Genomic DNA, 21,446 nt, shown 5'->3' on the forward strand with positions numbered 1-21,446 from the left:
GTATAATTTAACGTTTTACTGGCGCAATGCCGGCCGCCGACGGCCGCCGCCTCGCCAGGCGCAGGCCGAAGCACCCTGCGACGACCCCCGACGCCAATATCGACATCCCAGCATGACCGCCCAAGACCAGTCCCTCGCCAAAAGCTTCGAACCCACCGCCATCGAGGCGAAATGGGGCCCCGAGTGGGAGAAGCGCGGCATTGCCAAGCCGACCTTCGACCCTGCCCGCCCGGACTTTGCGATCCAGCTGCCGCCGCCCAATGTGACCGGCACGCTGCATATGGGCCACGCTTTCAACCAGACCATCATGGACGGCCTGGCGCGCCATGCGCGCATGAGCGGCGCCAATACGCTGTGGGTGCCGGGCACCGACCACGCCGGCATCGCCACCCAGATCGTGGTGGAGCGCCAGCTCGAGTCGCAGGGCGTGTCGCGCCATGACCTGGGCCGCGAGAAGTTCACCGAGAAGGTGTGGGCCTGGAAGGAAGAGTCGGGCTCGACCATCACCCGCCAGGTGCGGCGCATGGGCGCTTCGATCGACTGGAGCCGCGAGTACTTCACGATGTCGCCCGAGATGTCGAAGGCGGTCACCGAAGCTTTCGTGCGCCTGCACGAACAGGGCCTGATCTACCGCGGCAAGCGCCTGGTCAACTGGGACCCGGTGCTGGGCACCGCGGTGTCGGACCTGGAAGTCGACAGCGTCGAGGAAGAAGGCTCGCTGTGGCATATCCACTATCCGCTGGTCGAGGCTGATGCCAAGGGCGGCCTGACCCACCTGACCGTGGCCACCACCCGCCCCGAAACCATGCTGGGCGACGTGGCCGTGATGGTCCACCCGGAAGACGAGCGCTATGCGCATCTGATCGGCAAGTTCGTGCAGCTGCCGCTGACCGAGCGCCAGATCCCGGTGATTGCCGACGAGTACGTCGACCGCGAGTTCGGCACCGGCGTGGTCAAGGTGACCCCCGGCCATGACTTCAACGACTATGCCGTGGGCCAGCGCCACAACCTGCCGCAGCTGTCGATCCTGACGCTGGACGCGAAGATCGTTGCCGACGCCCCCGCCGCCTACGCCGGCCTGGACCGCTTCGACGCGCGCCGCGCCATCGTCGAGGACCTGGACAAGCGCGGCCTGCTGGCCGAGGTCAAGAAGCACAAGCTGATGACCCCGCGCAGCGAGCGCACCGGCAGCGCGATCGAGCCGATGCTGACCGACCAGTGGTTCGTCGCCATGAGCAAGCCGGCGCCGGAAGGCACCTTCTACCCGGGCCGCTCGATCGCCGAGGTGGCGCTGGAAGCCGTGCAGAGCGGCGAGATCAAGCTGGTGCCGGAAAACTGGATCAGCACCTACAACCAGTGGCTGGGCAATATCCAGGACTGGTGCATCTCGCGCCAGCTGTGGTGGGGCCACCAGATCCCGGCGTGGTATGACGATGCCGGCAACTGCTTTGTCGGCCGCACCGAAGAAGAAGCGCTGGCAAAGGCAAAGGCCGCCGGCAGCACCGGCAGCCTGCGCCGCGAGGAAGACGTGCTCGACACCTGGTTCTCGTCGGCGCTGGTGCCCTTCTCCTCGCTGGGCTGGCCGGGAGAAACGCCCGAGATGCATCACTTCCTGCCGTCGTCGGTGCTGGTGACCGGCTACGACATCATCTTCTTCTGGGTGGCGCGCATGGTCATGATGACCAAGCACTTCATCGGCAAGGTGCCCTTCCATACCGTCTACGTGCACGGCCTGGTGCGCGATTCGGAAGGCAAGAAGATGAGCAAGTCCGAGGGCAACACGCTGGACCCGGTGGACCTGATCGACGGCATCGACCTCGACACGCTGCTGCAGAAGCGCACCACCGGCCTGCGCCGCCCCAAGGACGCGCCCAAGATCGAGAAGAAGACGAAAAAGGAATTCCCCGAGGGCATTCCCGCATTCGGCGCCGACGCGCTGCGCTTCACCTTCGCGTCGCTGGCCACGCTGGGCCGCAACGTCAACTTCGATACCGGCCGCTGCGAGGGCTACCGCAACTTCTGCAACAAGCTGTGGAACGCGACCCGCTTCGTGCTGATGAACACCGAAGGCCATGACTGCGGCATGGGCCCGTGCAACAACGACTGCGGCCCGGACGGCTACCTGGATTTCTCGCAGGCCGACCGCTGGATCGTGTCGCTGCTGCAGCGCGTCGAAGCCGAGGTCGAGAAGGGCTTTGCCGAATACCGCTTCGACAATATCGCCAACGCCATCTACAAGTTCGTCTGGGACGAATACTGCGACTGGTACCTGGAACTGGCCAAGGTGCAGATCCAGAACGGCACCGAGGCCCAGCAGCGCGCCACGCGGCGCACGCTGCTGCGCGTGCTCGAGACCGTGCTGCGCCTGGCGCATCCGATCATCCCCTTCATCACCGAAGAGCTGTGGCAGAAGGTGGCCCCGCTGGCCGGCCGCGCCAAGGGTGACGGCTCCGAGACCATCGCGCTGCAGCCCTACCCGCTGCCTGCGGTCGCCAAGATCAACGAGCAAGCCGAGCAATGGGTTGCGCGCCTGAAGGAAGTGATCGATGCCTGCCGCAACCTGCGCGGCGAGATGAACATCTCGCCGGCCCAGCGCATCCCGCTCTATGCTGAGGGTGACAGCACCTTCCTGAAGGCGGCGAGCGCACATATCCAGGCACTGGCGAAACTTTCCGAGGTACGCGTCTTCGAAGATGAAGCTGCCCTGCAGGCTGAAGGCGCCGGCGCGCCGGTCGCCATTGCCGGGGGCAACCACCTGCTGCTGAAGATCGAGATCGATGTCGGCGCCGAGCGCGCGCGCCTGTCGAAGGAAGTCGAGCGCATCGGTGACGAAATCGGCAAGTGCCGCGCCAAGCTCTCCAACGAGAGCTTTGTCGCCAAGGCACCGCCTGCCGTGGTGGCGCAAGAGACGCAGCGCCTGGCCGATTTCGAGCAGACGCTGGCCAAGCTGCAGGGCCAGCTGCAGCGGCTGCCGGCCTGACGGCACGGCGGCCGCATTCACGCCCCTGCCTGCCGGGGGTTCTGTCCGGCTTCGTCGGACAGAACCGGACAGACGACGCCCGCAATGGCTGGCAGGGTTATGGACTGGAATCTGAGAGGTACACCTGATATGGAAAATCGCGTCACCAAGGCTGTGTTCCCGGTTGCGGGCCTGGGCACTCGCTTCCTGCCGGCCACCAAGGCCAGCCCCAAGGAAATGCTTCCGGTGGTGGACAAGCCGCTGATCCAGTACGCCGTGGAAGAAGCCATGGCCGCCGGCATTACCGAGATGATCTTTGTCACCGGCCGCTCCAAGCGCGCCATCGAGGACCATTTCGACAAGGCCTTCGAGCTGGAAGTGGAGCTTGAGGCCAAGAACAAGCAGGCGCTGCTGGACGTGGTGCGCTCGATCAAGCCCGCCAACGTGGAATGCTTCTACGTGCGCCAGCCCGAAGCGCTGGGCCTGGGGCATGCGGTGCTGTGCGCGGCCAAGCTGGTCGGCGACACGCCGTTCGCAGTGATGCTGGCCGATGACCTGATCGACGGCAACCCGCCGGTGATGAAGCAGATGGTGGATACCTTCAACCACTACAACTGCTCGGTGCTGGGGGTCGAGGAGATCACGCCGGAGCAAAGCCGCTCCTACGGCGTGATCGACGGCCGCGAATGGGATGCGGACGTGATCAAGGTCTCCGGCATCATCGAGAAGCCGGCGCCGGAAGACGCGCCGTCCAACCTGGGCGTGGTCGGCCGCTACATCCTGACCCCGCGCATCTTCGAACACCTGCGTGACCTGAAGCCGGGCGCCGGCGGCGAGCTGCAGCTGACCGACGCGATCCAGTCGCTGCTGGGCCAGGAGCAGGTGCTGGCCTACCGCTACCAGGGCCGCCGCTATGACTGCGGCAGCAAGCTGGGCTACCTGAAGGCAACCGTTGAATTTGCCTTGAAGCACCCGGAAGTCGGGACTGAATTCAGCGCCTACCTGGAATCGCGCGAGCACCTGACCAGCATCGGCAGCTGATCGCGCCCTGCCCTGCGGACAGGAAAGGAAGTTCCTGGACGTCTGCAGCCGTGAGAGGCCGCAACCATTCCAGCAAATGCCGGGAGGGTTGCGGCCTCTCCTTATTTGCGCTCAGGCGATGTAGGACACCGTCGGCAGCGCGAACGTTTCGCGCACCAGCCCGGCCCGCTGCGTGACCTTCGCGCACGACAGCTCCAGGTGTTCCCGCAACAGCTCAGCGGCCTTGCGCGGCGCGCCTGCGGCGGCGGCCTGCAGCACGGCCATGTGCTCGGAGAGGAAGGGATCTTCCTGCGGCATCGGCGCCGACGCTCCCAGTACATGCTTGCTCAGGGTCAGGATGCAGCGCGTGCGCTGCAGGCTGCCCAGCAGCTCCTTGTTCGGGCACAGCGACAGCAGGCGCACGTGCAGGTCATGCTCCAGCTTGTCCATGGCGGTGCGCGACACCTTCGGGTAGACACGCTGCACCTTGTGCAGGTCTTCCATCATGGCAGCCAGCTCGGCCGCGTCCGCATGGACGATGGCGCCGCGCAGCGCGGCCGGCTCCACCAGTGAGCGCAGCTCGTAGAGATCGTGGATGCGCTGCGCATCCAGCGGGATGATGACCCAGCGCTGGCGCTCGTCCTTCTCCAGGATGCCCAGGCTTTCCAGGCGCAGCAGCACATCGCGCACCACGGTGCGCCCCACGTTGAAATAGCGCGCCAGCTCGACTTCGTTGACACGGTAGCGCCCGAACACCGACAGGTGGACCAGGTTGCGCTCCACCTCGTCGTAGATGACCTCCCAGCCCAGCGTCTTGCGTGCCACGTCCGGCGCGCTGTCCACGCCCAGCATGGCCGCGTCCAGCGGCACGCGCCTGGGCTCGGTGCCGGCCGGGCCGGCGACATAGCCGCGCCCGTCGAAGCGGCTGACCAGGCCTTCGGCCTCCAGCTCGCGCAAGGCCTGCCGCACCGGCGACCGGGTGGCGCGCAGAATCTCCGCGACCGGCCCTTCCAGCAGCACGGTGCCCTGCTCCAGCGTCCCGTCCAGCATCGCCTTGCGCAGCACCTGGTGGATCAACGCGTAGATCGGCGCATGGCGGCTGGCTTCCTCCGCTTCCAGGCTGGCAGCAAGGGGGGCGACGCGATTTCGGTCTCGTGTCGTCATCGATGGGCTCGGCACTTTGTCTCCAGAACGTGGCGGTCGGTCAGTGTAGCCATGGCGGCACGCCAGGGCATCTCATCGCATTCCATCATACACGGGTATCCACGGATATTGACCATTGCCGGCAATGGTCATATATTTCATCCCACCACGGCGCGTGTCGCACGCCGCAAGCACGACAACGAAGCCACAACAAGAGACAGGGCGCGCGCCGGCCGCGGCGGCGCCACGAGAAGGAGGAACCCGCGCCGATGGACTACCAGTTTGATTTCAGTTTCCTGTCCACGGGCTGGCGGGACTTGCTCGACGGCGTGTGGCTGACCTTGCGCATGTCGGTCGCCACCATCGTGTTCGGCTTCGTGCTGGGCACGGCGCTGGCCGTGGTGCGCACGCAAGGCCCCGCGTGGGCGCGCCGCTGCGTCACGGTGTATGTGGACGTGATTCGCAATACGCCGCTGGTGATCCAGGCCTTCTGGCTCTTCTTCGGGCTGGCGGCGGTGCAGGTGCGGGTGCCGGCCATGGCGGCGGCAGTGGTGGCGCTGGTCGTGAACGTGTCGGCCTATACCACCGAAATCGTGCGCGCCGGCATCGAGTCGGTGCCGCGCGGCCAGCTCGAGGCCGCTTCCTGCCTGGGGCTGTCGCGCTGGCAGATGCTGCGCCTGGTGGTGTTGCCGCAAGCGGTGGAGCGCATGTATCCGGCGCTGATCAGCCAGTTCGTGCTGATGATGCTGGCCACTTCGATCATGTCGCAGATCTCGGCCGAGGAACTCACAGCGGTGGGCTACCGCATCCAGTCGGAGACCTTCCGCGGCTTCGAGATCTACCTGGTGATCGCGCTCGTCTACCTGCTGCTGTCCTGGCTGCTGCGCCTGTCGATGGCAGGCATCGGCGCCCTGGCCTTTACGCGCCGCCGGCGCCTGCAAACCCCTCTCTGAACCGGAGCGCGCCTCATGCACGGAATTTCTTTCGATCAAGTGTTGTTCATCCTGCGCGGCGCAGGCTGGACCTTGCTGCTGGCAGGCATGGGCTTTGCCGGCGGCGCGCTGGTGGGCGTACCGCTGGCGCTGGCGCGCAGCCGCGGCGGGCGCGTGCTGCGCACGCTCACGGGCGCCTACGTGCAGCTGGTACAGGGCGTGCCGCTGCCGGTGATCATGTTCGTGGTGTATTTCGGCATCAGCGTGGGCGGCTTCGAGCTGCCGGCGCTGGTCGCCGCGGGGATCGCGATGACGGCGTATTCCAGCGCCTACCTCGGCGAGATCTGGAAGGGCTGCATCCAGGCCGTGCCGCGCACGCAGTGGGAGGCCGCCGAATGCCTGGCGCTCACGCCGCTGCAGCGGGCGGTGTACGTGATCCTGCCGCAGGCCGCCCGCATTGCCATTGCGCCCACGGTGAGCTTCCTGGTGCAGATCGTGAAGAACTCGTCGTACGCGGTGGTGATCGGCTTCTTCGACCTGACCTATTCGGCGCGGGTGGTCAACAACTCCACCTTCAAGCCCTTTCTGGTGTTCACCATCGCCGCGGCGCTGTATTTCGCCATCTGCTATCCGCTCTCATCGCTCTCGTACCGCCTGGAGCGCCGCTTCAACAAGGCACGCGCCTGAGCCTGACAGCGCCAAAACCCGACAACAAAGGAACGTCATGGAGACAAGCGTGGACGAAGTGGTCCGCTTCGACAAGGTAAGCAAGTCCTTCGGACAAGTGGAAATCCTCAAGGGCGTGAGCTTCTCGGTGCGCCGCGGCGAGGTGGTGGCCCTGATCGGCCGCAGCGGCTCGGGCAAGAGCACGGCCCTGCGCTGCATCAACGGACTGGAGCGCGTGAGCGGCGGGGCCCTGCATGTGTGCGGCCATGCCATGCACGAAGACGCCGTTGACCTGGGCGCGCTGCGCAAGGAAGTCGGCATCGTGTTCCAGAGCTACAACCTGTTCCCGCACCTGACCGTGGCCGAGAACGTCATGCTGGCACCGCGCAAGGTCAAGGGCATGGGGCGCAAGGAAGCGGGCGAACTGGCCCGCCACGTGCTGCGGCAAGTCGGCATGGAAGAGCGCGCCGACTACTACCCGGAACAGCTCTCCGGCGGCCAGCAGCAGCGCGTCGCCATCGCGCGCTCGCTGGCCATGCAGCCGCGCCTGATGCTGTTCGACGAAGTCACTTCCGCGCTCGATCCCGAGCTTACCGGCGAGGTGCTGCGGGTCATTGAAAAACTGGCCGAAGACGGCATGACCATGGTGCTGGTCACGCACGAGATGTCGTTCGCGCGCTCGGTGGCGGACCAGATCATGTTCATGCACCAGGGCATCGTCTGGGAATGCGGCAGTGGCAGGCTGCTTGACGAACCTGCCACGCCGGAACTGCGCCAGTTCGTCAGCAACGGCCTGTAAGCGCGGCAGCGCCCGCTCAGCAAGAACCCGTTTCGATATCCAACAATACGGAGACAACCTCATGAACTATCGCCGCTATCTCTTTGCCCCACTCGCCGCCCTGCTGCTGGCCGGCACCTCCGCCGCCTCGGCCGACACGCTCGACACCATCAAGCAGCGCAAGAAGATCCTGGTGGCGGTCGATATCAGCGCGCCTCCCTACGGCATGCTGGATACACAAGCCAGGCAGAGCGGCTCCGACATCGAGACCGCGCGCCTGCTCGCCAAGGACCTGGGCGTCGAACTTGAGATCGTTCCGGTCACGGGCCCCAACCGCGTGCCCTTCCTCCTCACCCGCAAGGCGGACGTGGTGCTGGCCTCCTTTTCCGTGACGGACGCGCGCAAGAAGGTCATCGATTTCTCCGAGCCGTATGGCGTGATCCCCGTGGTGGTGGGCGGCCCGACCAAGGCCCAGGTCAAGTCCTTCGCCGACCTGTCGGGCAAGACCGTCGCGGTCACGCGCGGCACCACCAGCGACCAGGAACTGAGCCGGGGCGCCAAGGCCGTGGCAGCGGTGAATATCGTGCGCTACGAGGATGACGCGACCACCAATACCGCGGTCTCCACCGGCCAGCAGGACTACCTGGCCGCGGCCATCAGCGTGATTCCGGAGGTCAGGCGCAGCAATCCGTCGCGCGACCTGGAAATCAAGTTCGTGATGCAGACCTTTCCCTATGCGATCGGCCTGCGCAAGGGCGATACCGCCCTCAAGGACTGGCTCGACGGCTGGGTCAGGACCAACCTGAAGAACGGCAGGATCAACGACATCTACAAGCGCTATTTCGGCCTGTCGCTGCCGGCCGAGATGCTGAAATAAGGAACGAGGGAGCTCATCGCATGAACGCACCTGCCAACCCCGGCAAGGCAGCACAGCTGCACGCCGCCTTGCGCGTGATCCGGCTGCACCCGGAAGACGACGTCGTCATTGCCCGCGACCAGCTCGTGGCAGGCACCACGCTCGACGAAGAAGACGTGACTGTGCTCGGCCTGGTCCCGCCCGGCCACAAGGTGGCAACGCGCGCCATCGGCGCCGGCGAGGCGGTGCGCCGCTACGGGCAGATCATCGGCTTCGCCAGCCAGGACATCCGCCCCGGCCAGCACGTGCACACCCACAACCTGGCCATGGGCGACTTCACGCGCGACTATGCCTATGGCGCCGATGCGCGCGCGCCGGAGCCGGTGCCGGCGCCGGCCACCTTCGCGGGCATCGTGCGGGCCGATGGCCGCGTGGCCACGCGCAACTACATCGGCATCCTGACCTCGGTGAACTGCTCGGCCACGGTGGCGCGCGCCATTGCCGACCACTTCCGCCGCGACATCCATCCCGAGGCGCTGGCCGCCTATCCCAACGTCGACGGCGTGGTGGCGCTCACGCACGGCGTCGGTTGCGCGGTGGACCCGCAGGGGGAAGGGCTGGCGCTGCTGCAGCGCACGCTGGGCGGCTATGCCTGCCATCCCAACTTCGCCAGCGTGCTGGTGATCGGGCTGGGCTGCGAGACCAACCAGATTTCGGCGCTGCTTGCCACCCAGGGGCTGGCCCACGACGACCGCCTGCAGACCTTCACCATCCAGGACAGCGGCGGCACCACCAGGACCATCGCACGCGGCATTGCCGTGATCCAGGAGATGCTGCCCGCCGCGAATGCCGTGCAGCGCCAGCCGGTGCCTGCCAGCCACCTGGTGGTGGGCCTGCAGTGCGGCGGCTCCGACGGCTACTCGGGCATCTCGGCGAACCCGGTGCTGGGCGCGGCGGTAGACCTGCTGGTGCGCCACGGCGGCACTGCCATCCTCTCCGAGACGCCCGAGATCTACGGCGCCGAGCACCTGCTCACGCGCCGCGCACAGACACCGGAAATCGGCCGCAAGCTGGTGGCGCGCATCCGCTGGTGGGAGGACTATTGCGCGCGCCACGGTGCCAGCATGGACAACAACCCGTCGGCAGGCAACAAGGCGGGCGGGCTGACCACCGTGCTGGAAAAATCCCTGGGCGGCATCGCCAAGGGCGGCTCGGCCAACCTGGCCGAGGTCTATGAGTACGCGCAGCCGGTGCGCGCGCGCGGCCTGGTGTTCATGGACACGCCGGGCTACGACCCCATCTCCGCGACCGGCCAGGTCGCGGGGGGTGCCAACCTGATCTGCTTCACCACGGGGCGCGGCTCGGCCTACGGCTGTGCGCCCTCGCCCTCGGTCAAGCTGGCGACCAATACCGCGCTGTGGCAACGCCAGTCCGATGACATGGACCTGAACTGCGGCGCCGTGCTGGACGGCAGCGCCACCATTGCCGGGCTCGGTGAGGAACTGTTCCGGCTGATTCTGGACACCGCCTCCGGCAAACGTTCACGCAGCGAGCTGCACGGCTACGGGCAGAACGAGTTCGTACCCTGGCAGCTGAGCGCGATCACCTGAAGCCCGCCGGCGCGCAGCCGGCGACGCGGCGGCCCATCGGGCCGCTGCGCTGCGTCTTGCCCCGCCTCAGTCCAGGCGGCGGCACATGCAGTGCGTCCAGGCGCCGAAGCGGCGTTGAAATTCCCTGGACAATTCCAGTTCGGTCGGCAACTCGTCCACGGATGTCAGCGAGAAGCCATAGCGCGCAAAAAAGGCCGGATGCTCCGTCGTCAGCAGGACGGCCTTGGTGCAACCGTTAGCGCGGGCGCGCATCAACAGGGCCGCAACCAGATGGGTGGCAATTCTTCGCTCCCGAAAATCGGGAAGCACGCCAACGGTCCTGACGACAAAGGTCTGGTCGAATATCTCCCCGCAGGCACAACCAGCTACGATTTCCCCGAATTCAGCGACATGGCACAGACATGCGGCCGGCCTCACATTTTCAACTGACAACCCACATTGCTGTAGCACTTCCGAAATAGCTTGAATATCGGCAATTCCAGCGGCTCGGATACGGACGTCCCTTGGCATCGCCTCTCCTGAATCACTTGATCAACTTCCGCCCTCCCCACAGTGACCATCACGGCACCAGGCAAGGGCGCAGTAGTAATTTAGCGCATACATAAAAACCAGCCCAATCCGGGTAAACACATGTGCCGCGGCGCCGGCATTATGGGGAGAATAATGCAGCCCAAAACCGGCGGAAACGCAATGGGATAATCCTTGCGAGATGTCCCGCCAGGAATAATGCAGGACTTGCAATTTACGCCAATCTCGCATTGCCGCGCGCCTGGAAAATCGTGCCGATATTCATCGATGCAGAATCCCAAAGAAAAAAGCCGCGTAATTCTGATTACGCGGCTTTTTTCTTTGGGAGCGGGAGCGCTTCAGCGGCGGCGCATGTAGAACACAAACACCTTGTCCACTTCCGAGTGCGACAGCAGCTCATTGCCGGTCTGCTTGGCAAAGGCCTGGAAATCGCGCGTGGCGCCGGGATCGGTGGCCAGCACCTTGAGCACATCGCCGCTGGCCATGTCGGCCAGGGCCTTCTTGGTGCGCAGGATCGGCAGCGGGCAGTTCAGGCCGCGCGCATCCACTTCTTTCTGGAACTCCATTCGTCTCTTCCTTCGATTCTGGGGGCTGGGCGGCTGGCCGGAGGCCAGCCTCACCAACGGTATTGTAGCGAACCCCCGACTAGGCTGAAGTCGTGCGGGCGGCGCGGGTCCGGAATGTCGGCGCCGGTCTGGCGGTCGAAGAAGCGCACCGGATAGCCGCGCGCGGCCAGCCAGTCGGCAACCGCGAAGCCGGTGCCAGCCGACCAGACGCGCACGTCCTCCGGCGCCACCAGCTTGTAGTCGGCCAGTTCCTCGGACAGCGCCACGGTGCCGGTCGCCTTGACGTGGTAGGCAATGATCAGCTCGTTCTTGCGCATGAACTCGTAGACGCCGATCAGCGACACCGACTCGGTATCGAGGTTGGTCTCTTCCTTCAGTTCGCGCGCCACGCCCAGCTCGGGCGGCTCGTCGCGCTCCAGGAAGCCCGTCACCAGCGCGAACATGGTCTCCGGCCAGGCGGCATTGCGCGCCAGCAGCAGCTTGTCCTGGTACTCCACCACCGCCGCCAGCACCGGCAGCGGGTTGTTCCAGTGCACGAAGCCGCATTCCTGCTGCACGCAGGCGTGGCGTTCGCGCCCGGACAGCGGCAGCACCTCAAGCGGCGCGCCGCACTGCGGGCAGAATCGGTATTGCATTTGGGGGCTCCTGAAGGGTCTCGTCGTTATAGGTATGGGTGCCGGTCAGGCGCCGCAAGCCGCCCGCATGTCGGCGGCCAGCGCCTCGACCGTCTGCGGCTGCAGGTCCCATGAACACATGAAACGGCAGCCGCCGGCGCCGATAAAGGTATAGAAGCGCCAGCCCCTGGCGCGCAGCGCCTCGATCGCGGGCAGCGGCAGCTCGGCGAACACGGCGTTGGACTGCGTCGGGAACATGATGCGAACGCCCGGAATATCGCTGATGCGCTGCTGCAGCAGCTGCGCCATCGCATTGGCATGGCGCGCGTTGGCGAGCCATACGTCGTTCTCGAGCAAACCCAGCCACGGCGCGGAGATAAAGCGCATCTTCGACGCCAGCTGCCCGGCCTGCTTGACGCGGTAGGCAAAGTCCTCGGCCAGGCGGCGGTCGAAAAACACCACCGCTTCGCCCACCGGCAGGCCGTTCTTGGTGCCGCCGAAGCACAGCACGTCGACGCCGGCGCGCCAGGTAATCTCGGACGGATGCACGCCCAGCGACGCCACCGCATTGGCAAAGCGCGCGCCGTCCATATGCACGCGCAGCTGGCGGCGCTTGGCGATGGCAGCGATCGCGCGCACCTCTTCCACGCTGTAGACGGTGCCGACTTCGGTCGACTGCGTCAGCGACACCACCTTGGGCTTGGGGTAATGGATATCGGAGCGGCGCGTGACCAGCGCCTCGACCGCGTCAGGCGTGAGCTTGCCGTCAGCGCCGGGCGCGGTCAGCAGCTTGGAGCCGTTGGAGAAGAACTCCGGGCCGCCGCATTCATCGGTCTCGATATGCGCCAGCTCGTGGCAGATCACCGAGTGGTACGACTGGCACAGCGCCGACAGCGCCAGCGAGTTGGCCGCCGTGCCGTTGAACACGAAGAACACTTCGCAGTCGGTCTGGAACAGGTCGCGGATACGGTCGCAGACCTTCTGCGTCCAGGTATCGTCGCCGTAGGCCTGCTCATGGCCGCTGGCGTTGGCTTCCAGGAAATACTTGAGCGATTCCGGGCAGAAGCCGGCGTAGTTGTCAGAGGCGAAGTGCTGCATGGTGTTCAGTGTGGGGCTGAATGGAGCCTTACTTCTTGTCGGCCCACAGCTCGCCGCCGGTGGCCCAGTTCTCGCGCTTGATGTCGGTGATGATGATGTCGACGGCCGAGGCCGAGCAGCCCAGGGTCTCGCAGCTGACGCGCGTCACTTCCTCGACAAACTTGCGCTTCTGCTCGATGGTACGGCCTTCAAACATTTCGACGTGGAAAGTCGGCATGCAATGCTCCTTTGATGAATGTGGTTGAGTCGCGGCGGGAAATCGATCCCGCTCAGTCCCGGTATGAAGGATCGATTCTATCCAGTTTGCGCAGCAGCGCGGGCCACTCCATCACGCCTTCGACGGCGCCGTTGTCGTAGAGCTGCTCCGAGGTCTTGTCCGCCACGGCCGCGCCTGGCTGCACCAGCGCACCGCCCGCCTGTGCGGCAATCTGGACCTCGCAGGCCTTGATCAGCGTCGCCATCAGCACATAGGCCTCGGCCACGGTGCGGCCCACCGTCAGCGTGCCGTGGTTGCGCAACAGCATGGCGGGATGCCCACCCAGCGATGCGGTCAGCCGCGCGCCTTCGGCCGGGGTGAAGGCCAGGCCTTCGTAGTCGTGGTAGGCCATGCGGCCGTGGAAGCGCATCGCGTGCTGCGACAGCGGCAGCAGCCCGGCGGCCTGCGCCGATACGGCAATGCCGGCGGTGTTATGCAGGTGCATCACGCACATCGCGTCGGCGCGCGCCGCATGCACCGCGGCGTGCAGCGCAAAGCCGGTCACATTGACCGGATGCACGGTCGCGCCGACGACCTCGCCGCGGCCGTTGATCTTGACCAGGTCGCTGGCGCGGATCTCGTCGAAGGCAAAGCCGAAGGGGTTGATCAGGAAGTGGTCGGACTCGCCCGGCACCGTGGCGGAGATATGGGTGTAGATCAGGTCATCCCAGCCCTCGCGCGCGGCCAGGCGGTAGGCGGCGGCCAGGTCGACGCGCACACGCTGTTCTTCGGCGGAAACGGGCCGGATGGGGGCACCCGCGGCACGCGCGGGCTGCAAGGCAAAAGACATGGGGTCGCTCCTGCGCCGCCCGGTCTCGCGTGCCGGGTACGGCCCCGGCCTTCTGTGCCGCGCCACGGGCTGCACGCCAGGCGCGGCAGCCGCTCGCGTGGCGCGCCAGGCGGCAAAGGCAATACTTTAGCGCACCTTGCCGATCAGCTCCGGGCAGCCGCCAGCGGCCAGGCGCGGCACATCCAGGCGAACACCAGCGCGCCGAGCAGCAGCGCCGCCGCCGCGCACGCCAGCGAACCGGCAAAGCCGCCGGTGCGCGCCACCAGCGCGGTTGCCAGCGGCGGCCCGGCGATCTGGCCCAGGCCGTAGGACGCCGTCATCAGGCCCATCAGCCGCGCCGCTTGCGGCCCCCACAGGCGCCGCGCCTCGCGCATCGCAAACGCCACCAGCGCGGTGAACGGCAGCCCCGCCAGCAGGCTGCTGAGGGCAAAGCCGGCCACGGTCGGGAACACCACCGCGATCGCCACGCCCAGCGCCTGCATGCCGTACAGCAGCGTCAACAGCTTGCGGTTGTCGTGCGCCATGCCGACCCGCGTGACCAGGAACGCGCCCACCGTCACGCCCGCGCCGAAGATCGGCCAGAACAGGTCGGCCCAGACCGTGCCGGGCAGCGCCTCGCGCGCAATCACCGGCAGGAAGGTCGCGGTGATGATGTAGCCGAAGCCGGCCAGGCCGTAGGCAAAGGTCAGCGCCCAGGTCTGGGCATCGAGCCGCGCGGCGCCGGTGTCGGCTGCCGCCGGGGATGCCGCCGCCGCCGCCGTCGCCGTCATCGGCACAGCCGGCTGCGCGACGAAGATCCGCCAGACCGCCGCCACCAGCACCACCGCCAGCGCCGTGAACGCGAGCCAGCCATAGTCCGCATGCCAGCCCGCACCGACCATGCCGGATGCACCCAGCCCAGTGACCACGATGCCCAGCCCCGGCCCGCAGAAGATCAGCCCGGCGAGTTCCGGCTTGCCCAGTTCCGCCAACCGCTGCAGGCACCACCCCGCGGTGTAGACCATCACCACGGCGCTGGCCACGCCCGCGGCGGCGCGCCACAGCGACCATGCCGCCATGCCGCCCGGCAGGGCCATGCCCAGCGTCAGCAGCACCGTTGCGGCCAGGCCCCAGCGCACCATGCGCACCGCGTCGGGCCGGATGAACATGCACACTGCGGCGCCGGCGAAGTAGCCGATGTAGTTGACCGTGGCCAGCCAGCCGCCCTGATCCAGCGTGACGGTGCCGTCATGCAGCATCATCGGCAGCAGCGGCGTAAAGGCAAAGCGGCCGATGCCCATCACCACCGCCAGCGATACCAGGCCGGCCATGGCCACCGCCACCGCGCCGGCTTCGCGCCGTGCCGACGCCCGGGTGGCCACGCGCGCAGCGGCGGGGTGTTCAGGGTCGAGGCTGTGGGGGTTCGGCATGGCTGGAGGCTGGCGGGGCAGCGGTTGCATTGCGATGCCTGTATGCTACGCTGGCTTCAGCATCCCAAAAAATGAATTATCAAGATGTCAGGCATCTTGATAAGAGATGAATAGCCTCAGGAGTCCCGCATGGACCTTGCCGCCCTCGAGATCTTCCGCGCCGTCGTCGAAGCCGGCGGCATCACCCGTGCGGCCGAGCGGCTGCACCGGGTGCAGTCCAATGTCACCACGCGCATCCGCCAGCTGGAGCAGTCGCTCGGGGTCGACCTGTTCGTGCGCGACGGCCGGCGCATGGTGCTGACGCCTTCCGGGCAGACCCTGTTCGACTATGCCTGCCGCATCCTCAGCATGACCGAAGAGGCACGCCAGGCGGTGCTGCCGGCGCGGCCGCACGGCCGGCTGCGCATTGCCTCGATGGAGAGCACCGCCGCCAGCCGCCTGCCCAATGTGCTGGCCGCGTACCACCAGGCCTGGCCCGCGGTGCAGCTGGAGCTGGTGACGCTGGCCACGCGCCAGGCGCTGGATGCGCTGGCGCGCTTCGAAGTCGAATGCGCCTTTGTCGCCGAGCCGCTGACCGACCCGGCACTGAGCGCCGTCCCGGTGTTCGAGGAAGAACTGGTGGTGATCACGCGCGCCCGCCATCGCCCGGTGCGCACCGCGGCCGACCTGGAGGTGCCGACGCTGCTGGCGTTCGAGCCCGGCTGCAACTACCGCGCCCGGCTCGAGAACTGGTATGTGATCGGCGATGCGCCGACGCCGCGCGTGCTGCAGCTGAGCTCGTACCATGCCATCGTCGCCTGCGTCGCGGCCGGCATCGGCGCGGCGATCGTGCCGCGCTCGGTGCTGGGGCTGTACCGCGACCTGCCCGCCATCCGCCAGCACAGCCTGGGCGCGGCCGGCCGCGTGCGCACGCTGCTGGCCTGGCATCCGTCCATGGCCAGCGCGGCCTTGCATGCGCTGATCGACACGCTCACCGCCCACTCACCCGGCCCCTCGGCCAGGCCGGACCTGGCGGCGGCCTGAGCGCCCCCGGCGCGCGGGCCCGAGGCAGCCCGCGTGCAAGATGTGCCCGGTGGCCTACACTTGAAGTGGCGCCATCACGGCACCTTGCGTGCCCCGCCCCTCTCATGAAACCTGCCACCGCGCTGCTGCGGGCCCTTCGGCCGATGTCCGGCCGGCTGCTGGCCGGCCTGGCGCTGGCGTGCGGCGCCGTTGCCCTCGCCGGCCCAGGTGCCCGTGCGGCGCCGCCCTCCGGCGCCTCGGCGCCTGCCTCCACCGTCACGACCACGGCAACCGCGCCGGTCTACGTGATTCCGCTCAAGGGTGCGGTCAGCCCCGCCAGCGCCAGCTTTATCCTGCGCAGCATGGAACGCGCGCGCGCGGGCGGCGCCCAGCTGGTGGTGCTGGAAATGGACACCCCGGGCGGGCTGGACGCGTCCATGCGCGAGATCATCCAGGCCATCCTGGCCTCGCCGATACCGGTGGCCAGCTACGTCTATCCCGGCGGCGCGCGCGCGGCCAGTGCCGGCACCTACATCCTCTACGCCAGCCACATCGCGGCAATGGCGCCGGGCACCAACCTGGGCGCGGCCACCCCGGTGCAGGTCGGCATTGGCGGGCCGCAGAAGCCAGAGGCCCTGCCCGGCGCCAAGCCCGCCTCCGCCCCCGCCAGCGAGCCAGCGCGGGCCGACGCGATGGAACGCAAGCAAATGCACGATGCTTCGGCGTATATCCGCGGCCTGGCCCAGCTGCGCGGACGCAATGCCGAGTGGGCCGAACGCGCGGTGCGCGAATCGGTCAGCCTGTCGGCCGACGAGGCCCTGGCCCAGCGCGTGGTCGACCTGGTCGCCCCCGACCTGCCCGCGCTGTTGCGCCAGGTTGAAGGCCGCACGATCACCGCTGCCGGTGGCAAGGCCGGCGTGCTGCACACCGCCAATGCGCCGGTGGTGACGCTGGAACCCGACTGGCGCAACCGCTTCCTGGCCGTGATCACCGAGCCCAGCGTGGCGCTGCTGCTGCTGATGATCGGCATCTACGGCCTGATCTTCGAATTCTCCACGCCGGGCATGGTAGTGCCCGGCATTGCCGGCGCGATCTGCCTGCTGGTGGCGCTGTTCGCGCTGCACATGCTGCCCGTGAACTACGCCGGGCTGGCGCTGGTGGCGCTGGGCATCGGCTGCATGGTGGCGGAGCTGTTCCTGCCGTCCTTCGGCGCGCTGGGCGTGGGCGGCATCATCGCCTTTGCCTTTGGCGCGGTGATGCTGATCGACACCGACGTGCCGGGCTTCGGCGTGCCGCTGCCGATGGTGGCGGCGATGTCAGCGCTGTCCGCGATTTTCGTGTTCGGCATGTCGGCGATGCTGGTGCGCTCGCGCAAGCGCCCGGTGGTCAGCGGTGCCGACACCCTGGTCGGCGCCCGCGGCGAAATGCTGGACGACCTGCGCGAGGAAGGCTGGGCCACGGTGCGCGGCGAGACCTGGCGCGTGCACAGCGCCAGCTCCTTGCCGCGCGGCACGCCGGTGGTCGTCACCGCGCGCAAGGGCCTGGTGCTCGAGGTGATCGCCGCCGGCAACGCCCCGCTTGTCCCGACAACTCCACCCCAACCGACGCCAGACAAGGGAGCCTGACCATGGCCTACGGATTCAGCTTCGGCGGTTTGATCTTCCTGCTGGCACTGCTGGTGATCACCTCGTTCCGCGTGCTGCGCGAATACGAACGCGGCGTGGTGTTCATGCTCGGACGCTTCTGGCGGGTCAAGGGCCCGGGCCTGGTGCTGCTGATCCCCGCCGTGCAGCAGATGGTCAGGGTGGACCTGCGCACGGTGGTGATGGACGTGCCGCCGCAGGATGTGATTTCGCGCGACAACGTCTCGGTGAAGGTCAATGCGGTGGTGTACTTCCGCGTGGTCGATCCGGAACGCGCCATCATCCAGGTGGCGAACTTCCTGGAAGCCACCAGCCAGCTGGCGCAGACCACGCTGCGCTCGGTGCTGGGCAAGCACGAGCTGGACGAGATGCTGGCCGAGCGCGAGAAGCTCAACCTCGACATCCAGCAGGCGCTGGACGCCCAGACCGACGCCTGGGGCATCAAGGTCTCGAACGTCGAGATCAAGCATGTCGACCTCAACGAAACCATGATCCGCGCGATTGCGCGGCAGGCCGAGGCCGAACGCGAGCGGCGCGCCAAGGTGATCCATGCCGAGGGCGAACTGCAGGCTTCGGAGAAACTGCTGGAAGCGGCACAGATGCTGGCGCGGCAGCCGCAGGCGATGCAGCTGCGCTACATGCAGACGCTGACGCAGATTGCGGGAGACAAGAGCTCGACGATCGTGTTTCCGTTGCCGATGGAGTTGCTGACGGTGCTGGGCAGCGGCAAGGGAACGCCGGAAAAATAAAAAGCAGAAAGGGCGCCGGGGCGCCCTTTCTGCTTCTGTGACAACGTCAGGCCCGACCTGCTGGTTTGCCCCCCTCTCCCGCACGCGGGAGAGGGGGGCAAACCAGCGGCGGCGCTACGCGAGTCAGATCTTGCCCGCCACCCACTCGCCGACACCAGCCAGCGCCTGCGGCAGCTTGGCCGGCTCGGTGCCGCCAGCCTGGGCCATGTCGGGACGGCCGCCACCCTTGCCGCCCACCTGCTGCGCGACAAAGTTGACCAGCTCGCCGGCCTTGACCTTGCCCGTGGCATCGGCGGTGACACCAGCGATCAGGCTGACCTTGCCGTCGGACACCGCACCCAGCACGATGGCCGCACTCTTCAGCTTGTCCTTGAGCTTGTCCATGGTCTCGCGCAGGGTCTTGACGTCGGCGCCGTCCAGTTGCGCGGCCAGCACCTTCAGGCCCTTGATGTCGACCGCCTGCGCGGCCAGCTCGTCGCCCTGCGAGGCGGCCAGCTTGCTCTTCAGGCGTTCCAGCTCCTTCTCCAGCGCGCGCACCTGGTCCTGCACCTGGCCGATGCGCGGCACCAGCTCCGACGGCTGGGCCTTCAGCACGGCGGCGGCTTCGTTCAGCCTGGCGTCCAGGCCCTGCAGGTAGTGCAGCGCGTTGTCGCCGGTAATGGCTTCCACGCGGCGGATGCCGGCGGCAACGCCGCCTTCCACCACGATCTTGAACAGGCCGATGTCGCCGGTGCGGTGCACGTGGGTGCCGCCGCACAGTTCCTTTGAGGTGCCGATCGACAGCACGCGCACGTCGTCGGCGTACTTCTCGCCGAACAGTGCCATCGCGCCGCTCTTGACCGCGTCGTCGAACGGCATGATCTCGGCATGCGTGTCGTCGTTGCGCAGGATCTCGGCATTGACGATCTCTTCCACGCGGCGGATCTGCTCGTCGGTCAGCGCCGCGTTGTGCGAGAAGTCGAAGCGGGTCTTGTCCGCATCCACCAGCGAGCCCTTCTGCTGCACGTGGCTGCCCAGCACTTCACGCAGGGCCTTGTGCATCAGGTGGGTGGCCGAGTGGTTGCGCACGGTGCGCGCACGGCGCTGCGCGTCGACCTGGGCCGACACGGCATCGCCCACCTTGAGTGCGCCGCCTTCCAGCGTGCCCTGGTGGCCGAACACGTCGGCCTGGATCTTGGTGGTGTCAGTCACGGCGAAGACGGCATTGCCTGCCTTCAGCACGCCCTGGTCGCCGGCCTGGCCGCCGGACTCGGCGTAGAACGGGGTGTTGTCGAGCACCACCACGCCGGTCTGGCCCGGCTGCATGGCGTTCACGGCGGCGCCGTCCACATACAGCGCGGTGACCCTGGCTTGCGGCAGTTCCAGCTTCTCGTAGCCGTGGAACACGGTCTTGTCGCCGGTGTACTCCAGGCCGGCGGCCATCTTGAACTTGCCGGCGGCGCGCGCCTGCTCGCGCTGGCGGTTCATGGCCGCGTCGAAGGCGGCCTCGTCCACGCCGATTTCCTGCTCGCGGCACACGTCCTGCGTCAGGTCCAGCGGGAAGCCGAAGGTGTCGTGCAGCTTGAACGCCAGTTCGCCGTCCAGCGTCTTGCCGCCCTTGAGCTTCAGGTCGGCCAGTGCGGCGTCAAGGATCGACATGCCGTTCTCGATGGTCTCGAAGAAGCGCTCTTCCTCGGCCTTCAGCACTTCGGTCACGCGCGACTGGGCTTCAGCCAGTTCGGGATAAGCCTGGCCCATCTGCTCGACCAGATCGGCCACCATCTTGTGGAAGAACGGAGTCTTCTGGCCCAGCTTGTAGCCATGGCGGATGGCGCGGCGGATGATCCGGCGCAGCACGTAGCCGCGGCCTTCGTTGCCGGGGATCACGCCGTCGACGATCAGAAACGAGCACGCGCGGATATGGTCGGCGATGACCTTGAGCGAGTTCTGGTTCAGGTTGTCGATATGGGTTTCACGCGCGGCGGCCTTGATCAGCGCCTGGAACAGGTCGATCTCATAGTTGCTGTGCACGTGCTGCAGCACCGCGGCAATGCGCTCCAGGCCCATGCCGGTGTCCACGCACGGCTTGGGCAGCGGCGTCATATTGCCCTGCTCGTCGCGGTTGAACTGCATGAACACCAGGTTCCACACCTCGATGTAGCGGTCGCCGTCTTCCTCGGGCGATCCCGGCGGGCCGCCCCACACGTCCGGGCCGTGGTCGTAGAAGATTTCCGAGCACGGGCCGCACGGGCCGGTGTCGGCCATCTGCCAGAAGTTGTCCGAGGCGTAGCGCGCGCCCTTGTTGTCGCCGATGCGCACGATACGCTCGGCCGGCACGCCCACTTCCTTGGCCCAGATGTCGTAGGCCTCGTCGTCTTCCGCGTAGACCGTCACCCACAGCTTCTCGGCCGGCAGCTGGTAGGTCTTGGTCAGCAGTTCCCACGCGTACAGGATGGCATCGCGCTTGAAGTAGTCGCCAAACGAGAAGTTGCCCAGCATCTCGAAGAACGTATGGTGGCGCGCGGTGTAGCCCACGTTCTCGAGGTCATTGTGCTTGCCGCCGGCGCGCACCGAGCGCTGCGCCGAGGTGGCGCGGGTGTACGGGCGCTTGTCGGTGCCCAGGAACACGTCCTTGAACTGCACCATGCCGGAGTTGGTGAACAGCAGCGTCGGGTCGTTCGCCGGCACCAGGCTGGACGAGCGGACCACGGTATGGCCCTTCGATTCGAAGAACTGCAGGAACTTGCTGCGAATGTCTGAGACTTTCATGGGATGGCGGACGCTTGCCCTGGCGTGGCCGGGCGCGACGAATCAGTATTGGATTTGCAAACCGTTGATTATACGGGCA

Annotated in this window: 19 protein-coding genes; 10 read left to right on the forward strand and 9 right to left on the reverse strand. The window is 67.0% G+C overall.

Translation table 11 applies throughout. The features are described from left to right. Positions 1-112: 112 nt before the first annotated feature. On the forward strand, positions 113-2,980 hold the full coding sequence (locus tag AC1Q6V_RS05390; protein ID WP_454751399.1) for a valine--tRNA ligase: 2,868 nt from the start codon (positions 113-115) through the stop codon (positions 2,978-2,980). 129 nt (positions 2,981-3,109) lie between these two features. Further along, positions 3,110-4,000 carry a UTP--glucose-1-phosphate uridylyltransferase GalU gene (gene galU, locus AC1Q6V_RS05395; protein WP_454751398.1) on the forward strand — a complete coding sequence of 297 codons (891 nt, stop codon included), beginning with the start codon at positions 3,110-3,112 and terminating at the stop codon, positions 3,998-4,000. Positions 4,001-4,111: 111 nt separating this feature from the next. Here galU and AC1Q6V_RS05400 read toward each other — a convergent pair whose 3' ends face one another. Beyond that, positions 4,112-5,143, reverse strand: coding sequence for a GntR family transcriptional regulator (locus AC1Q6V_RS05400; RefSeq protein ID WP_010813662.1), 1,032 nt, complete (start codon positions 5,141-5,143; stop codon positions 4,112-4,114). Between the two features lie 248 nt (positions 5,144-5,391). Here AC1Q6V_RS05400 and AC1Q6V_RS05405 point away from each other — a divergent pair, with 248 nt between their 5' ends. The 5 genes from AC1Q6V_RS05405 (at position 5,392) to AC1Q6V_RS05425 (ending at position 9,964) form a co-directional block, all read left to right on the forward strand. Continuing rightward, complete coding sequence (locus tag AC1Q6V_RS05405) at positions 5,392-6,075, forward strand: amino acid ABC transporter permease (protein WP_010813663.1); 684 nt, start codon at positions 5,392-5,394, stop codon at positions 6,073-6,075. 15 nt (positions 6,076-6,090) lie between these two features. Continuing rightward, positions 6,091-6,741: an amino acid ABC transporter permease gene (locus AC1Q6V_RS05410; RefSeq protein WP_010813664.1), complete on the forward strand. Its 651-nt coding sequence runs from the start codon at positions 6,091-6,093 to the stop codon at positions 6,739-6,741. Between the two features lie 49 nt (positions 6,742-6,790). Then, complete coding sequence (locus tag AC1Q6V_RS05415; RefSeq protein ID WP_269446640.1) at positions 6,791-7,519, forward strand: amino acid ABC transporter ATP-binding protein; 729 nt, start codon at positions 6,791-6,793, stop codon at positions 7,517-7,519. Between the two features lie 61 nt (positions 7,520-7,580). Further along, positions 7,581-8,375, forward strand: coding sequence for a transporter substrate-binding domain-containing protein (locus tag AC1Q6V_RS05420; protein ID WP_058696662.1), 795 nt, complete (start codon positions 7,581-7,583; stop codon positions 8,373-8,375). A 20-nt stretch (positions 8,376-8,395) separates the two neighbouring features. Next, on the forward strand, positions 8,396-9,964 hold the full coding sequence (locus AC1Q6V_RS05425; RefSeq protein WP_454751397.1) for a UxaA family hydrolase: 1,569 nt from the start codon (positions 8,396-8,398) through the stop codon (positions 9,962-9,964). A 66-nt stretch (positions 9,965-10,030) separates the two neighbouring features. On the opposite strand, the gene AC1Q6V_RS05430 is transcribed toward AC1Q6V_RS05425, so the two are convergent. The 7 genes from AC1Q6V_RS05430 to AC1Q6V_RS05460 all read right to left on the reverse strand — a co-directional run bounded on the left by AC1Q6V_RS05430 (position 10,031) and on the right by AC1Q6V_RS05460 (position 15,225). Then, positions 10,031-10,474 (reverse strand): GNAT family N-acetyltransferase, encoded by a 444-nt coding sequence (locus tag AC1Q6V_RS05430; RefSeq protein ID WP_010813668.1) that lies wholly within the window; start codon positions 10,472-10,474, stop codon positions 10,031-10,033. Positions 10,475-10,830: 356 nt separating this feature from the next. Further along, entirely contained in the window at positions 10,831-11,058 is a 228-nt protein-coding gene (locus tag AC1Q6V_RS05435) for a sulfurtransferase TusA family protein (protein ID WP_010813669.1), read from the reverse strand. 50 nt (positions 11,059-11,108) lie between these two features. Next, positions 11,109-11,693 carry an NUDIX domain-containing protein gene (locus AC1Q6V_RS05440; protein ID WP_010813670.1) on the reverse strand — a complete coding sequence of 195 codons (585 nt, stop codon included), beginning with the start codon at positions 11,691-11,693 and terminating at the stop codon, positions 11,109-11,111. A gap of 45 nt (positions 11,694-11,738) precedes the next feature. Further along, the gene (locus tag AC1Q6V_RS05445) at positions 11,739-12,770 is read right to left on the reverse strand and encodes a threonine aldolase family protein (RefSeq protein WP_058696664.1); all 1,032 of its coding nucleotides are present in this window, start codon (positions 12,768-12,770) and stop codon (positions 11,739-11,741) included. A gap of 28 nt (positions 12,771-12,798) precedes the next feature. Continuing rightward, on the reverse strand, positions 12,799-12,987 hold the full coding sequence (locus AC1Q6V_RS05450) for a 4-oxalocrotonate tautomerase (protein WP_010813672.1): 189 nt from the start codon (positions 12,985-12,987) through the stop codon (positions 12,799-12,801). A gap of 52 nt (positions 12,988-13,039) precedes the next feature. Then, a complete protein-coding gene (locus tag AC1Q6V_RS05455; protein ID WP_010813673.1) occupies positions 13,040-13,816 on the reverse strand; it encodes a class II aldolase/adducin family protein in 777 nt (258 codons plus the stop codon). Positions 13,817-13,959: 143 nt separating this feature from the next. Next, positions 13,960-15,225: a YbfB/YjiJ family MFS transporter gene (locus tag AC1Q6V_RS05460; RefSeq protein ID WP_454751396.1), complete on the reverse strand. Its 1,266-nt coding sequence runs from the start codon at positions 15,223-15,225 to the stop codon at positions 13,960-13,962. A gap of 129 nt (positions 15,226-15,354) precedes the next feature. Here AC1Q6V_RS05460 and AC1Q6V_RS05465 point away from each other — a divergent pair, with 129 nt between their 5' ends. The 3 genes from AC1Q6V_RS05465 to AC1Q6V_RS05475 all read left to right on the forward strand — a co-directional run bounded on the left by AC1Q6V_RS05465 (position 15,355) and on the right by AC1Q6V_RS05475 (position 18,619). Beyond that, positions 15,355-16,248, forward strand: a complete 894-nt coding sequence (locus AC1Q6V_RS05465) for a LysR family transcriptional regulator (protein ID WP_010813675.1) — start codon at positions 15,355-15,357, stop codon at positions 16,246-16,248. Between the two features lie 104 nt (positions 16,249-16,352). Next, positions 16,353-17,852: an NfeD family protein gene (locus AC1Q6V_RS05470; RefSeq protein ID WP_454751395.1), complete on the forward strand. Its 1,500-nt coding sequence runs from the start codon at positions 16,353-16,355 to the stop codon at positions 17,850-17,852. A gap of 2 nt (positions 17,853-17,854) precedes the next feature. Continuing rightward, positions 17,855-18,619, forward strand: coding sequence for a slipin family protein (locus tag AC1Q6V_RS05475; RefSeq protein ID WP_041687478.1), 765 nt, complete (start codon positions 17,855-17,857; stop codon positions 18,617-18,619). Positions 18,620-18,742: 123 nt separating this feature from the next. On the opposite strand, the gene alaS is transcribed toward AC1Q6V_RS05475, so the two are convergent. Beyond that, positions 18,743-21,367, reverse strand: a complete 2,625-nt coding sequence (alaS, locus tag AC1Q6V_RS05480; RefSeq protein WP_011615822.1) for an alanine--tRNA ligase — start codon at positions 21,365-21,367, stop codon at positions 18,743-18,745. Positions 21,368-21,446 lie beyond the last annotated feature (79 nt).

It is taken from the genome of Cupriavidus sp. GW823-FHT07B10 (assembly GCF_058794355.1).

Excerpts from the sequence above, each read along its gene's own strand:
- AC1Q6V_RS05440 (WP_010813670.1), bottom strand. The coding sequence starts at position 11,693 with ATGCAATACCGATTCTGCCCGCAGTGCGGCGCGCCGCTTGAGGTGCTG.
- AC1Q6V_RS05400 (WP_010813662.1), bottom strand. The coding sequence starts at position 5,143 with ATGACGACACGAGACCGAAATCGCGTCGCCCCCCTTGCTGCCAGCCTG.
- AC1Q6V_RS05435 (WP_010813669.1), bottom strand. The coding sequence starts at position 11,058 with ATGGAGTTCCAGAAAGAAGTGGATGCGCGCGGCCTGAACTGCCCGCTG.
- alaS (WP_011615822.1), bottom strand. The coding sequence starts at position 21,367 with ATGAAAGTCTCAGACATTCGCAGCAAGTTCCTGCAGTTCTTCGAATCG.
- AC1Q6V_RS05475 (WP_041687478.1), top strand. The coding sequence starts at position 17,855 with ATGGCCTACGGATTCAGCTTCGGCGGTTTGATCTTCCTGCTGGCACTG.
- AC1Q6V_RS05460 (WP_454751396.1), bottom strand. The coding sequence starts at position 15,225 with ATGCCGAACCCCCACAGCCTCGACCCTGAACACCCCGCCGCTGCGCGC.
- AC1Q6V_RS05425 (WP_454751397.1), top strand. The coding sequence starts at position 8,396 with ATGAACGCACCTGCCAACCCCGGCAAGGCAGCACAGCTGCACGCCGCC.
- AC1Q6V_RS05405 (WP_010813663.1), top strand. The coding sequence starts at position 5,392 with ATGGACTACCAGTTTGATTTCAGTTTCCTGTCCACGGGCTGGCGGGAC.
- AC1Q6V_RS05450 (WP_010813672.1), bottom strand. The coding sequence starts at position 12,987 with ATGCCGACTTTCCACGTCGAAATGTTTGAAGGCCGTACCATCGAGCAG.
- AC1Q6V_RS05420 (WP_058696662.1), top strand. The coding sequence starts at position 7,581 with ATGAACTATCGCCGCTATCTCTTTGCCCCACTCGCCGCCCTGCTGCTG.
- galU (WP_454751398.1), top strand. The coding sequence starts at position 3,110 with ATGGAAAATCGCGTCACCAAGGCTGTGTTCCCGGTTGCGGGCCTGGGC.
- AC1Q6V_RS05410 (WP_010813664.1), top strand. The coding sequence starts at position 6,091 with ATGCACGGAATTTCTTTCGATCAAGTGTTGTTCATCCTGCGCGGCGCA.
- AC1Q6V_RS05455 (WP_010813673.1), bottom strand. The coding sequence starts at position 13,816 with ATGTCTTTTGCCTTGCAGCCCGCGCGTGCCGCGGGTGCCCCCATCCGG.
- AC1Q6V_RS05445 (WP_058696664.1), bottom strand. The coding sequence starts at position 12,770 with ATGCAGCACTTCGCCTCTGACAACTACGCCGGCTTCTGCCCGGAATCG.
- AC1Q6V_RS05470 (WP_454751395.1), top strand. The coding sequence starts at position 16,353 with ATGAAACCTGCCACCGCGCTGCTGCGGGCCCTTCGGCCGATGTCCGGC.
- AC1Q6V_RS05390 (WP_454751399.1), top strand. The coding sequence starts at position 113 with ATGACCGCCCAAGACCAGTCCCTCGCCAAAAGCTTCGAACCCACCGCC.
- AC1Q6V_RS05430 (WP_010813668.1), bottom strand. The coding sequence starts at position 10,474 with ATGCCAAGGGACGTCCGTATCCGAGCCGCTGGAATTGCCGATATTCAA.
- AC1Q6V_RS05465 (WP_010813675.1), top strand. The coding sequence starts at position 15,355 with ATGGACCTTGCCGCCCTCGAGATCTTCCGCGCCGTCGTCGAAGCCGGC.